Here is an 11768-nt window from a genome sequence, read left to right on the forward strand (position 1 = left end):
TTTGCGGAAATTTTGCCCCTATATACTAGATTTGGCGGAGTTTGTCCAACCGAGAATCACGAAAGCATCGATGATCCGATACCCCCTCAAGATATGGGCGCTTAAGCTGCAGGTTTCTGTTCGCCTTGGGCTGACCGAAGCGGAGGGGTAAGCGGTATCAGGTTCTGTAAACTCAGAACAACCATGCGGCTGGATTGGGTCAGCAATCGGTTGATCATCAACAGTTTGGTCACATCCTGCTCACGAATTTCACGGCGTGAGATTGCTCCGGCATTGGCCCGAATAAAAGCTTTGTCTTCCTCTTCAACGCTTTGAAAGAGCAGGTGCAGTTTTTCTTCCTGCATCTCTGCTCTGGGCTCGAGAGCGATCTCTTCAATGGTGTGCCAGAGCCGGGTGATGCGGGCAAGCACTTCGGCGTGGGCTTGATGCAAGAAGGTGTTGTCTTCCCGACCTATATCATCAATTTCCATACGCAGGTCGTAGAGATTGCGCACCACATTCATCATACTGCGGCTGGAACGAATAATCGGTTCCAGTTGGAGAGCTTCTTCTGCTTCAATGGCTTCAGCCTGGATCAGGGCATAGAAGGTGAAGATTTCGGCATGCAGGTGTTCCAGGTCTCCATGGGTCAGTTCCTTCAACTCCTCTTCCACGCTTGGACCTTCAGCCTGGTTGCCCATCTGTATCTGGGATGGTTTGAGTTTGTAGCGTTTGCCCAGGTAGCGCAGGGAGAGCAGCAACTGGTGGAGAACTTCGTTTTTGAGGGCGGTGGTAGCCGCCTCCGGTACCTTGGGTGAGGTGTTGTGAATATAGAGCGTGGCCACGGTCTGCTTTTCTGGATAAACACGGTGCAGCAGGTGCACCATCGCCGTGATCCAGGGGAAGAAGATCAGCACGCCAAGCAGATTGAACAGGGTATGGAACAGAGCGATACCCAGCACCGGCTGGTCAGAGAGATGGAGGATATTTTGAGAGGCCCAGGCCATGACCGGAATAAGCGGATAGACTATGAGGCCGGTCACGGCATTGAACAGCAGCGAGCTGAGCGCGGTCTGCTTTTTGGCGGGTATGCCGCCAATGGCCCCAAGAAGAACCGTAACCGTGGTGCCGACATTGGCGCCGATCACCAGAGCCGCACCTTCCTGAAAATCAATGATGCCGGAGAAGAGTGCCGTTAAAATGATAGCGATGGTGGCCGAACTTGATTGCATGGCAGCGGTCATGATGGTGCCCACCAGGACATAGACCCAGAGGCCCAGATTCGGCAGTTGAGAGAGATCCACCCCGCTGGCAAAGGCCTCAACACTGGTTTTCATGAAATCCAGGCCGTGAAAGAGAAAGCCAAAGGCGATCAGTAACTTACTGATATTGACATACCGGGTCGAGTTGGAAAAGAAAATCAACCCCAATCCGCCCAGGCCGATCAGCGGCAGAGCAAAGACATCAATCTTGAGCTTGAAGCCGATAAGGGCAACGATCCAGGCGGTACAGGTGGTTCCCACCATGGCCCCCATGAGTACGGCCACCGCATTGGCAAGTGACATCAACCCCGCGCCGACAAAAGCCAGCACCATCAGGGAAACAGCAGAACTTGATTGGAGGATAGCCGTGGTCACAAATCCGGTGAGCAGCCCTTTGAAGCGGCTTTCCGTGCAACGGCGAATGAGAATTTTAAAGGAGCGCCCGGCCAGAAGCTTGATCGATTCCTCCATCATGAACATGCCAAAGAGGAAGATCCCAAGCCCTGCTAAAAATTTCCACCCATCAAAGAGTTCCCACATGCTGATTCTCCTATGCGCCTGTACATTCTGATTATCACCAAGTCTACACCATAAAGAGCTAAATTTCTAAATGTAGGGATACTCAGCTGCTGAATATCGTCGTTCTGGTGTCGATTGCCAATACGGATTCGAGTTAGGTTTATTTGATTACCACTGAAACTCTGCTGCAATATTTGTCGCGGGCAAGGCCCGCTCAAGTCCGATAACATTTGGGAGGCTGTAGGAGACGGACCATGCCCGCGACAGGGCGAACGGTTTACCGACTCTTTGCCTTTTGCGGAAGAGAAGTGGCACCTGGCACAAATTCTTCTTTTTCAGCGGAGCTTTGATGGTAATCATATAAATTTATGCTTTTTTTCTACAGCTTTGCACAACTTTACGATACGCTGAAGTGTAATTCGATGCAGAAGAGAGGGAAAGAACAATACCTTGATTTTCGTGATCATTTTCTACGCGTTCGTTTCGTTGTTCACGAATTACACGCCGTCACGGATTCAGTAATACTCTTTGAGGGCAATATGGAATCTGTTGTACTGAAAATGTGGAATCTGTTGATCTTCCTGGCGGTGATTGCAGGTTTACTGGCCGCGAAACCTGGTTTTGCAACAGCTGGGGGCGACTTAGGGCGTTTGAAAGAGCAAACCAGTGAGCAGGTGCGCACCCTGCCCATGGACTCGCCACAGCTGCACAAGATCCTGTTATCGTCAGGACAGCGCTTTGAACAGGCGGGTGTCTACTCGCAGGCGGTGCGATATTACCGCTATCTGGATAGTGTCTGGGAAAAATTTCCTCCTCAAAATCAACAGCAGCACCAACAACTCAAGGTCAAAATAATGAGCTTGAGCACCAGGCAGGATACTGCCCAAATTGAAACCGCCCGGGCGCATCAGCAGGATTCGCTGTTGCTCTATCAGGAGTCGTATCGTCCGGGGCAGACCCTCTTATGCAAGCTCAGAGCTGAAACAGCCAGTTCTGTCTGGCTGGTGCTCAAGCCTGTGGATCAAGGAGGGACGCCTCCAAAGGATCTTCCTCTTCCAGTTCTTTATGCACACCAGGCGCTCGATGATTTTCTGGCGCTACAACTGCCGACAACTCCTGGAGAATATATCCTCTCAGCCTATAACGACGATGGTTTGCTTGCTAGAGGAACTGTAACCGTACTCAGTGCCCCCACCTGGGCGGGACAACTCAAAATTGAAACAGAGGGCTATCCCGGATTCAATGATATGCCGGTGCGCCCCAAGGATTCCTTTGCCTGCGTCCTTCATCACAAAAAAGAGTGGCTTGCGGGTAAACTCACGAAAAAAATTTGGCTGGGGCTCTATCGCGCAGCAGATCCAGAGCAGGGGGCCGATGCCATCTCCACCTGGTCTATAGGCGGCAAAAAAGAACTCACCCAGATTACGACCAGGATCAATGCACCCGGTGAGTATCAGTTGCGTCTCTATAGCCGTGAGGGGGAAAAACAGGAGTTACTCTTGAGTGCGGATGTGGTTGTGGGAGAACCCAAATCCGTGCGTGGCTTCAGTGCAGGGACAGCAGCCGGCGAGCCGCTGCTGTTGCAGGCTCAGCAGAAGATCAAAATAGCCAATGCCGGTTTGGGGCTGAAGCGGATTAGGGGGCTTGATCCCCGGTGTTTGCTGGTTCCTTCCTGGTTCCATCCTTTGGATATACGTCACGGGCTGAATCATGCTCTGGTGAGCAATATCGATCTGCCCCGGGGAGATGGCAGTGTGCTGGAACTTCCTGGATCAGGAGGCGAATTCAACCTGCTCTATTACCCGCACTGGCTTGCTCTACAGCAAGAAGCGGCTCCAGTTCAACTGGCCAGGTTCAGTGTTCAAGAAGAGCGTGCTGCACGGCTGGTGATCAACCAGTCTGTTGTTCCGCCGGGGGCAAGTATACGTGCCGCTGCCCGAGTCGGTTCACTGGGCAATGATTTGCAGGTCTATCTGCTGCCCGAAGAAAATCTTCAGCTGCGCCAGGATAAAGCCAGGTATGTCGCACAGAAACGGCACTCTGTTTTTCTGGAGGCGAAAAAGATGGCTGAAGGATGGGGATGGTTTGATATTACCGCCCCTCTGCAACCGGGAAAATATGTGCTGGCCGGGTACAGTGCCAGGCATTTAGTCGCCGCTGTGCCTGTCCAGGTTGCTCCTCGTCCCAAGCCCCAGGCTGAAATCGTTCTTGCCCCAGGGGAGTACGAGACCGGACAACCGTATTCCTTTAAACTGTTTCCTCCGGCGCAGGGGATGGAGCAGTCGGGCAGTGTCGCCCTTTATGCAGGGGACAGGGTGGTGCAAAAGCGAAATATCTCTCTGCCCTATATGGATTTTCCCCTCACCTTGCAGGGCCCGCAGCAGCCGGGGAGCTATACCCTTCGCTATTTTGTTGGTAAGGCCTCTTCTAAACAAGACCAGCTTCTGTTTGCGGAAAGGCAGCTGCGTTTTGTGGACCGTGCGGCACTCACTCAACCCGATTTTACAAACCAGCCTGAGGCTGTTCACCCACAGGCGGTGGCGGCTTTTCAGAAAAAGGCGGCCCTGTCGGGGAGCGGGTTGGCCGAATTTACCTTGTTCAAGAAACAGGCTGCCCCCGGAGAAGAGGTTCTTATCAGTTACAGCCTACCTCCCGGAGTTCCTGCCTGCATGATTCTTGTGCCGCGTGGGGTGGCAGCCGATTCTCTTGCGCTGGCCCTCAAGGGTGCGGTGCAGGTGCATGAGTTGAACCCCAAAAACGATGTGTTTACTCTGCGGGCACCCAAATCCGGGCAATGGGATCTTTGCTTTTATGATACCCTGCAGTGGGCCAAGGCTGGGGCTCCTTCCCTGCTGGCAACCCTGCCCATGGATGTGGTTGCAGAAGGGGGAGCGCGGCAGCTTTTTCACAGTAAGGCTGCGTTTGCGCAGGGGGCGCTGGTGCTGCGCATGCAAACAGGAGAGACTGATCTCTCTAAGGCGGAGCGAACGGTACGCCTCTATCCTCAGGAAGTTAATTTTATCCGGAACGATTCGGCTGCAGTCGCCTCGACGGTTTTGGAGCCACTGTTCGATGGCTGGTATCAGGGGAAGATGCAGCTGGACTTGCCTTCTGGAAGGTATCAGCTTCGCTTGGCCGATGCTCCCCTGGCCTCAGCGCTTGAGGTGATGAAGAACCGCCCACTGGAAAAATTGGCCGCAGTCAGCTTACGAGGCAACGAACAAGAGTTGTTGCCCCAGGCCTTGGTGGAGGTTGATTTTTCCCCGGCTTCTGCGTGGAAAGAGGGCTGGGCCTGGGCCTGGGCCGGGAAGAATGACAAAGGAGAGTTTGTTTTTCTCCAACAGCCCCAGACGGTGAAAAAGGGAAGGGGGCAGGTTGTACGTAAAGCGATCAAGCTGCCCCGGACCAGTGGCCAGTATCAACTCTGTATGTGGCAAAAGAGCGACAAGGTTGCCTATACCAGCCTGCCTCAGGATGCAGTACAGATTCCGTTGCATATTGCCCTGCCAAACGCCTATCTCCAGGCACATAAACCCAAGGTGGCGCTGCAGTCATACTTTGCCACTGATACCCGACTCTATGCGGATATGTTTACGGATGGAACCTTTATCGCGCGTAAGGATTTTGATGCTTCCGCCTGGATTGGTCTGTTGCCGCAACAGCCATCGGCAGCGACACTGGACGCAGCGAGCGCCAAAAAAATAGCGCTCTGGTCCACGACGCTCAGTGGGAGAGATCAGGGGCATCTCAGTCTGCATACTCCCAAGCAACCCGGGACCTATCAGCTGGTTATGTTTGATGGAGCTAAAGACGGTACCCTGGTTTTTCAGGAAACGCTTACTTTGCACCAGGCGGATACGGACCTGTTGAACCGGGTGGCTGAAAAGGAGGCTGGAGCATTGCTCGAGGCCTTACCTGACCCTGAAGAGGAGCAGGAGACTATTCGGGAAGCGATCAGAGAGCAGTATAAAGAACAGTTGGAGGTGCCCCGCTTGCGCCCCACTCCGGTGAGTCAGAAGATGTTCGAACAGCTCCAGGGCAGCACGCAGGAGAAAGATGCGGTGTATTTTGCTGAAGCCATTCTTGAATTGTTCAGTCCACAGTCTGCCTGTGCCGCCACATCCGCAAAGGATTGTGAGGCCGATATTGATCTGGCCATTGCCAATATGCGCAAGGTCAATATTAACTTTGGCGATGGGGTCAATGTGCGCCAGGTCGTTAGTGAGCTTGCGACCAACATGGCGTCCGATCTGGTCATGGGGCAAAAACATATTGCCCAGGCTAAACAGTACTACGATACAACCAAAGGCTATTACGAGCAGGCCATGCGGCTCAAAGCCGGAGTGGAAAAGAACGGCTGGCAGGAAACCGTTGAGGGGGCGTTGTGGAATTCCACCCAGGCTATGCTTAACTCCTGCGTTACCGATGGTTGTCTTTCTAAACTGGGGCGAAAAGCCATCGAATATAAACTCAAAGGCTATAACCCCACCAAGATGAGTAAGGCCCAGCAGGAGGCCTGGAAACAGGAGTATACCCGTATGGTGGTTCTGCTGAATAAGACGGACCTGCGAGCCATCGAAACCCAAACCGCAAAATTCGCTGCCCTGGCGGGAAAATTGGCCGTTCCCGATCCTGCAGGCAAGGCTAAGGAAATGGCCAAGTCGGCTGCCATCAGCACCATGAAATCGGTCACCCTCTCCATGGCCAGTGCAATGCCTGGGTATACAGCGCTCAAGGCATATTATGAGACGCTGAATGTTTTGCGTGGTGCTCTCATTGACAAGGAAACCGTGGAGTTCATGGATGCCTACCGCAAGCTGCGCAAGGAGGGCGGGACCATCGCACAGGTGAACACCATTCTTGCCGGTAAACAGGTCAACTATCTGATGACCTCATTGCGTCAGCGTATTGAGGCCAATCCCAGAGGGTATAAGCAGTATCTGACCGAGGCCAACAACCGCCGGGCTATTGACGGAAAGGCAATACAGCTCAGTGCCGGTGAGATTGATACCGTTATTATGAGCTACATGGAAAAGTGGTATCAGCAGGAACGGGCAGATGAAAAGAAGGATCGTTACTACCAGAAAATGAAAGATGCCTGGTTTGCCAGTCAATGCCGCCATGAAGCTTTCCGTGCCGAGGTGGCCAAAAAGAATTTTTTCGGGACCATGGAAGAGATCGGTGGACATTATACCAGCTCACTGACCGGGGCACTTAGCGGAAAGCAAACCTACTCCTCGGTGACCTGCGCGCGCAAAGCCGTGGCCTTTAAAAATTTCCTCAACCTGCGCGGTCAGATTATAGGCCAGATGGCAGGCTGGCAGAAAGGGAAGGAGAAGGCTTGTCGCTTAGGGACTAGAGAGAACAACCGGTTGATTGATAAACTCACCTGCCAGGCGTTAACAGCACCGGCAACCTATAAAACCACGATGGTCTCCAATGCCGAGGCCTGCGGTGCTTTGCCCAAACCCCTGCCAGCGAAAGTTGATCCCAAGATCAAGCAGTTGTCTAAGAAAAGCGGGCATGCCCTTGAGGTATTGTTGCGCATCAGTGGCAACACGAATATCAGCCAGTGTCTGTGTAATCGGCATTCGGTGATGGGCAGTGGCTGCTCCTACCACCCGCAGCCCACCAAGGGATCGAGCCCGGCTTGTGATAATCCCGGGCCCCCCTGTATCCAGGGGAACTGGGGCTGCTCTCGTCTGCATCCGGCCACCGACCGGGCCAGTCTGGAGGCCTGTGGTTTTGCAGAGGCAATGCGGGATTTTCGTCGCAAGGACAGCGCGCAGTACAAGAAATGGCTCAAGTGGCGAAAGAAGTATATGCAGCAGTGAAAGACGAGCATAAAAAAAGGGGTTAGACGAAAACGTCTAACCCCTTCTATATATGGCTCCTCGGGAGGGACTCGAACCCCCGACAGGGTGGTTAACAGCCACCTGCTCTACCTGCTGAGCTACCGAGGAATGTAGCTCTTGCTTGACTGGTCGTTTATTGTGACGACAACCGCGTCATTTCGAGAATGGCTATATAGCATGGTGGCGCCGGGCCGTCAATAAGAAGTTTGCAGTTTGATGTACATTGGGTGGAAAAAATATCTCTATTGAGGGTGTCTTGAATAATTAGATTTTTCAATCAAGGCCAGGTAAGCGCCAGACTCCGGGGGATTGGCAGAAAAAGCAATTATTCGAGATGCCCTTGAGTTGCCTCGGCCTTTTGTCGGGCTAGAGGAAGATGGATTTCCACAATCAACCCGTGCTGGTTGGGCACGTTGCAGATGCTGATGTGTCCACCATGCTGCTGCACGACCTGGTGGGCAATAGCCAGGCCAAGGCCGGTCCCGCCGCTGTTTCGATCTCGCGCTTCTGCAACCCGGAAAAAAGGCTCTTTGAGATAGGGGATTTTTTTCTCCGGAACCCCGGGGCCATGATCTCGCACCTGAATAACAGCCCATTGCTGCTGTATGGCATCTGCTTTGCTGAAAAGACGCACATGCACCTCGGTATGGGCAAAGGTGTAGTAGGCTCCGTTGCGAATCACATTCTCGATGGCCTGGTGGAGCAGCTCCATCGAGCCAATCACAATCAGTGGCTCTAGACTCAGCACCTTGATCGTTTTATGCTGGGTACTTGTTTCAAAGCGTACATCATCGACTATTTCCTGGATGAGTTCTGGCAGTGCAACATCTGGAGTATCCTTGTCCATGAGAAAGGCTTCACTGCGGGTCAGGGAAAGCAGTTGGCCGATGAGGGCATTGAGTCGTTCCGATTCACGGCCAATGCGCGCAAGATTGTCATCATCTTCGGCGTTAAAACGTTTTTTGGCCAGTTCCAAGGCCAGGTTAAGCCGGGCCAAAGGCGAGCGCAGTTCATGGGAAATATCTGAAAGCAGCCGTTTTTGTCCGGTGACGAGCCCCTCCATCCGTTCAGCCATATGGTCGAAATCTCGTGCCAGATCCCCGACCTCATTGCCAGGTTTACCTAAACTTGTGCCAATCCGGGCCGAGAGATCCCCAGAGGCTATCTGGCGACTGGTACGACGCAGACGAGTCAGGGGGGCGCTGAACGAGCGCGCCAGCAGATAACAGATGATTCCGGCAATAGGGAGAAAAACCAGTAAGCGAACCCATTTGTCTCCCATGTAATATGAAAGAAAACCTCTTTTTGGTTCAAAGGGAGGTGGGGGAGGCATGCGGCCCCCGCGTATCTCTTGTGGGGGAGGTGGCATTTTCATGCCCGGTGGGGGGCCGATATGGTGCAAGCCGATGACCTGATATGGTTTTCCCTGGAGCGATTGCAGTTCTTTAATGACGATGAGTTGTCGCCCCTGCTCAGCGATATATGGCTGCGTGCTCAGATCGGTTCGATTCAGTGCTTCCAGAATATCCCGGTTGAGGGGGGCAGCGTCCGGGTAGAGTTTCGAGTCAATACGGAGGAGAAGCTGGGTGTGCATCGACTCCTCAATTTCCCGTACATAGTCGTTGAAAGCTGTATCGCCGCGATGCAACCGCATGATATATGCCGCCTGCCCCATCAAAGCAACGGAACGGGCGATATTGTTTTGCAGTCGTTGTTGAAAGTCGTGGCGAAAGGTGTCCACCGAGCGACGCGATATGGAAAACATGACCAGGCCGCTGATGATGCTGGTCAGGAGGATAGTGAAAAAGAAGCTAAGTAACAGCCGAAAAAAGATAGAGCGCATGAGGATCAGACCGCAGCGGTGCAGGAGTACATGTAGCCGACACTGCGTATGGTTTTGATCCGCTCGACTCCGTGGATGTGGTGTCCAAGTTTTTTGCGCAGACTGCTGATGTGAACATCAATGGAGCGGTCGAACATCTCCAACTTGCGGCCCAACACCTCTTGGGCCAAGTCTTCACGGTTGACCACCTGACCGATGCGTTTAATCAGCGCATGAAGCAGGGAAAATTCAACCGCGGTCAGAATGACCTCTGCATCGTTTTGGTAGACGGTGCGAGTTCCCAGATCAATGGCAATATCGTCAGCCATGATTTTTCCCGGCACTCCAGATTGGTTCCCCAGTCCATTTTCACCGCGCCGTTGAATAGCACGGATTCGGGCCACCAGCTCACGCGGATTAAACGGTTTGGGCAGGTAATCATCAGCTCCCATTTCCAGGCCAACAATGCGATCGACCTCATCACCTCGTGCCGTAAGCATGATCACCGGCATGGCGGAAGTGCGTCGCAGCTGACGCAATAAATCAAATCCACTGAATCCCGGTAACATCACATCCAGTATAAGAAAGGCATAGTCACCGCTTTGTGCGGCGGCAAGTCCGTCCTGAGCCTCGTGGATGGCAGCCACATCAAAGCCTTCCTGATCCAGGTAGGTCGTGAGCAGGTCACAGAGTTCGGTGTCGTCGTCAATAATCAGAATTTTCATGAGGTGTCCATAAAGTTAAGCATGGCCCTGATTTGCAGGCGGTTTTGTTGGCTTGCACGCTGCAATCTGCGCATAACCGGTACGCTTGTTCACTGCAAATACGAGGGGGGATACAATTTCAAAGGCCCACCATAGTGTTTCCTGTAAAAAGTTTGTTAGGCAATTTACAGAAGTTTACAATAATTTTCTGAGGGTTAACAAGCAAATCTCCCTAATATACCGATATAATCTTACCTGTATCTGGAAAGGGAATGAGCATTGGAAAATCGTCAGGTATGTTTGAAAGTCAAACTTGCTTACGCGCTTGGTTCTACCTTCAGTGATATTTCAGCAGGTAGAGTCACATCCTTGACAGGGAAGGCGCTAATTGTTGCCCATTGTTACTAAAAAACAACTAAATACGCATAAACGGCCTCTTTGTTCACGACGAAGCGAGAGGTAACCCGCAGTGGGCGGGATAATCATGTTCACTCCGTTTTTCACACAGGCATGAAGCCGCAGGTGAAAGTGCAGAGAGGACAGATACGTCATAAGGAGGTGTATTATGTCGGTCTTCGGTATAGGCAGTAGTGTCAGTGGGTACTCTATTGGGCAGATGATGTCCAATATGCAGACCCGAGCCCCTTCTGGAAATGAAGAGGCAAAAGAACAACCGGATTTTACGGAACTTGTTTCCGATCTGGATGCGGATGAAAGCGGCAGTCTGGATACAGATGCGGAAATTCAATCGCTTGCCGAAGCGGTTGGCTACGATACCGGTGTATCTGAAGAGTTAACGGAGTTTCTCTCAACCTATGACACTGATGAGAGCGGTACCATCAGTGAGGATGAAGCGGTGGCGGCCCTGGAAGCCAACGCGCCACAGGGGCCTCCTCCACCTCCTTCTGGTGGTCCAGGAGGGGCCTCCTTTGAAGAGGACTTTGTCAGTGCACTTGAGAGTTCTGATGAAGAAGCGCTGAGTGAAGATGACGTTCAGGAGCTTGTTGACTTTATTAACGGTGCCACAGGTTCAGAATATACTGTGTCGACGTTTTTAGAGGAGTATGCAAGCGATGCTGAAACGGGCCTGACAGCTGAAGATGCCGTTGCTGCCATGGAGGATAATCGCCCAGAGCAACCTGAAGCGCAAGAGGCAACAGGCATGGGGGCTTCTTTTGAAGAGGATTTTGTCAGTGCGCTTTCTTTAACTGACAGTGGCGTTCTGGACGAGGACAGTTTAACAGAGCTGGCCGACTTCCTCAATGAGGCCACTGGCTCTGCATATGATGCTGACTCACTTCTTGCAGATTATGCCAGTTCTTCTGATGGCCTGACAGCTGAAGATGCTGTTGCCGCCATGGAAGCAAACCGACCAGAAGGTGGCCCACCAGCTACTGAAAATGGTCCCCTGAATACTGTTGCGGTTGAAACATACATGAACATGATGAGTATGTCGTCTCTGGGGACAGAAAATACCGGTACCATGATGGAAACGATGATGGGGCCTTTTAGTGGCATGGCCTAACCCCTGATTCAATGCTCAAAAAAAGCGCTGCTCTCGACTCTTTGGAAAGCAGCGCTTTTTTTAAATGATCACTCAGGAGAAAGTCTATAGTGAATCTTGAAT

Annotated in this window: 5 protein-coding genes and 1 tRNA gene; 2 read left to right on the forward strand and 4 right to left on the reverse strand. The window is 52.4% G+C overall.

From position 1 onward, the window contains the following. Positions 1-101: 101 nt before the first annotated feature. Positions 102-1781: a Na/Pi cotransporter family protein gene (locus JWJ90_RS05135; protein ID WP_205226131.1), complete on the reverse strand. Its 1680-nt coding sequence runs from the start codon at positions 1779-1781 to the stop codon at positions 102-104. Positions 1782-2299: 518 nt separating this feature from the next. Between JWJ90_RS05135 and JWJ90_RS05140 the strand changes: the two genes are divergently transcribed. After that, on the forward strand, positions 2300-7594 hold the full coding sequence (locus JWJ90_RS05140; protein WP_205226132.1) for a hypothetical protein: 5295 nt from the start codon (positions 2300-2302) through the stop codon (positions 7592-7594). A gap of 53 nt (positions 7595-7647) precedes the next feature. Here the strand turns inward: JWJ90_RS05140 and JWJ90_RS05145 are convergent. The 3 genes from JWJ90_RS05145 to JWJ90_RS05155 form a co-directional block, all read right to left on the reverse strand. Beyond that, positions 7648-7723: transfer RNA gene (locus tag JWJ90_RS05145), tRNA-Asn, on the reverse strand. Between the two features lie 217 nt (positions 7724-7940). Then, complete coding sequence (locus JWJ90_RS05150) at positions 7941-9458, reverse strand: ATP-binding protein (RefSeq protein ID WP_205226133.1); 1518 nt, start codon at positions 9456-9458, stop codon at positions 7941-7943. A gap of 5 nt (positions 9459-9463) precedes the next feature. After that, positions 9464-10162: a response regulator transcription factor gene (locus JWJ90_RS05155; RefSeq protein WP_205226134.1), complete on the reverse strand. Its 699-nt coding sequence runs from the start codon at positions 10160-10162 to the stop codon at positions 9464-9466. A gap of 544 nt (positions 10163-10706) precedes the next feature. On the opposite strand from JWJ90_RS05155, the gene JWJ90_RS05160 reads away from it, so the two are divergent. Then, positions 10707-11666, forward strand: a complete 960-nt coding sequence (locus JWJ90_RS05160) for an EF-hand domain-containing protein (RefSeq protein ID WP_205226135.1) — start codon at positions 10707-10709, stop codon at positions 11664-11666. The last annotated feature ends 102 nt before the right edge of the window (positions 11667-11768 follow it).

Origin of the sequence: Desulfobulbus rhabdoformis (genome assembly GCF_016919065.1) — a bacterium.
In the GTDB taxonomy this organism is placed as follows: domain Bacteria; phylum Desulfobacterota; class Desulfobulbia; order Desulfobulbales; family Desulfobulbaceae; genus Desulfobulbus; species Desulfobulbus rhabdoformis.

Bases quoted from the DNA above. Each gene is read 5' to 3' on its own strand.
- JWJ90_RS05140 (WP_205226132.1), top strand. From the start codon at position 2,300: ATGGAATCTGTTGTACTGAAAATGTGGAATCTGTTGATCTTCCTGGCG.
- JWJ90_RS05135 (WP_205226131.1), bottom strand. From the start codon at position 1,781: ATGTGGGAACTCTTTGATGGGTGGAAATTTTTAGCAGGGCTTGGGATC.
- JWJ90_RS05150 (WP_205226133.1), bottom strand. From the start codon at position 9,458: ATGCGCTCTATCTTTTTTCGGCTGTTACTTAGCTTCTTTTTCACTATC.
- JWJ90_RS05155 (WP_205226134.1), bottom strand. From the start codon at position 10,162: ATGAAAATTCTGATTATTGACGACGACACCGAACTCTGTGACCTGCTC.
- JWJ90_RS05160 (WP_205226135.1), top strand. From the start codon at position 10,707: ATGTCGGTCTTCGGTATAGGCAGTAGTGTCAGTGGGTACTCTATTGGG.